This window comes from Streptomyces sp. NPDC002825 (assembly GCF_040295385.1).
Taxonomy (GTDB): Bacteria; Actinomycetota; Actinomycetes; order Streptomycetales; family Streptomycetaceae; genus Streptomyces.
Window position 1 is genome coordinate 1 of sequence record NZ_JBEOVH010000078.1, and the last position, 1,494, is coordinate 1,494.

Below are 1,494 nucleotides of genomic sequence, written 5' to 3' on the forward strand. Positions count from 1 at the left end.
AACCCGACTACCCGGCCCGGCTCGACATCTCCCACCCGGAGCGGCTCTCCCGCTCGCAGGTCCTGGTCAAATGGTGGCTGCTCGCCATCCCCCACTACCTGGTGATCGCCTTCTTCACCGGCGGCACGCGCGTCGGCTGGTGGAGCGGCGGCCTGATCACCCTGCTCGCCCTCATCGCGGGCTTCGCCCTGGCCTTCACCGAGCGTTATCCGCGCGATCTGTTCGCCCTGATCGTCGGCCTGAACCGCTGGGTCCTGCGCGTCGCCGCCTACGCGAGCCTGATGACGGACGTCTATCCGCCCTTCCGCCTCGACCAGGGTGGTCACGAGCCGGCCGTGGATGCCATGCGCTGACGGACCGCCGGGGCAGGGGTGGTGCCCGGACCCAGTGCGGTCCGGCCGGCACCGCGGTCAGTCGTCGTCGCCCCCGGCATCACTGCCCCGGCGCAGGCGGCCGGACCACACGGGTTCCACCCGCTCCCACTCCCGTTCCCAGGCAGCGAGCCGGTGGCCTTCGCTCCGCCGCCGTACGAGGAGGACCACGCCGGCTCCCGTCACCCCGACGGCACCTGCCACCGCGATACCGCCCGAGAGGGCGGTGAGTGCGCGGTCCGCGGTGCCGCCGGGGGGCCGGGCGGGCGACCCGGCGTCGTCCACCCAGATCGTCACGGTGCGGCCCGGAGGTGTCTTCGGCGGGACGTGGATCGTCCCGGAGCGGCGGACGTGCGCCGGCTGTTCCCACACCGCCGGAGCGAGGGCCTGCGGCTTCGTGCCGTACCTGGCCGCGACGGGTGTCTCCTCGGCCGGCCCTGTGGTGGTCGCCCGCACCTGATGACGGTGGGCGGCGAGTGCGCGATCGGCCCTCGCTCCGGCGTCCCACATCCTTCCGCCGGCCACGGCGCCGCAGACCACGGCGATGATCAGGACGAGGGCGAAGACGGCACGCCCGCGGGATCCTCGCGCCGGCGGGATGGACCCGCTGCTCGAAGACTCCTGGTGAGACATGCCGCACCTCCCGTCGTGGGGCCGACCGAGGCTCCGCGACACCGCTCAGCGGGTGGTGCCGAGCTCCGTTCCGAAGTCGTGGGGCCATGCCCGGATCCGAGACCGGGCGACGGGGGCGGTCCGACTCCGTAACCCCATCGTCCGCCCGCGGGGTCGGGTGGCGCAGCTTCCGAGGGGGCGGTGGGGCCGACCGGCTCACCGCGCCACGGTTCCGGTGCTGTCAGCGGCAGATCTCCTCGACGAAGTGGCCCACCCGTTCCTCCGGAAGGCTCCGGGCCAGGTCCGCCTCGCTGATCATGCCGACCAGGCGGTGGTCGTCGATCACGGGCACGCGGCGGATGCGGTGGTCCTGCATCGTGCGCAGCACCTGCTCGCTGTCGGCGTCCACGTCGACCGTGATCGGTTTGCCCTGGGCGAGGAGTCCGGCCGTCATGTGGTGCGGGTCCTTGCCCTTGGCCAGGCACTTCACCACGATGTCCCGGTCGGTGAT

At 73.0% G+C, this 1,494-nt stretch carries 3 protein-coding genes; 1 reads left to right on the forward strand and 2 read right to left on the reverse strand.

Annotated elements, in window-relative coordinates; genetic code table 11:
• Positions 1 to 353: DUF4389 domain-containing protein (locus ABT041_RS38935; protein ID WP_351193889.1), on the forward strand; the 353-nt coding region annotated here is incomplete at its 5' end.
• Positions 354 to 410: 57 nt separating this feature from the next.
• On the opposite strand, the gene ABT041_RS38940 is transcribed toward ABT041_RS38935, so the two are convergent.
• The gene (locus tag ABT041_RS38940) at positions 411 to 1,004 is read right to left on the reverse strand and encodes an Rv1733c family protein (RefSeq protein WP_351193891.1); all 594 of its coding nucleotides are present in this window, start codon (positions 1,002 to 1,004) and stop codon (positions 411 to 413) included.
• A gap of 220 nt (positions 1,005 to 1,224) precedes the next feature.
• The coding region (locus tag ABT041_RS38945; RefSeq protein WP_351193894.1) for a CBS domain-containing protein at positions 1,225 to 1,494 on the reverse strand (270 nt) is incomplete at its 5' end.

Bases quoted from the DNA above. Each gene is read 5' to 3' on its own strand.
- ABT041_RS38940 (WP_351193891.1), bottom strand. From the start codon at position 1,004: ATGTCTCACCAGGAGTCTTCGAGCAGCGGGTCCATCCCGCCGGCGCGA.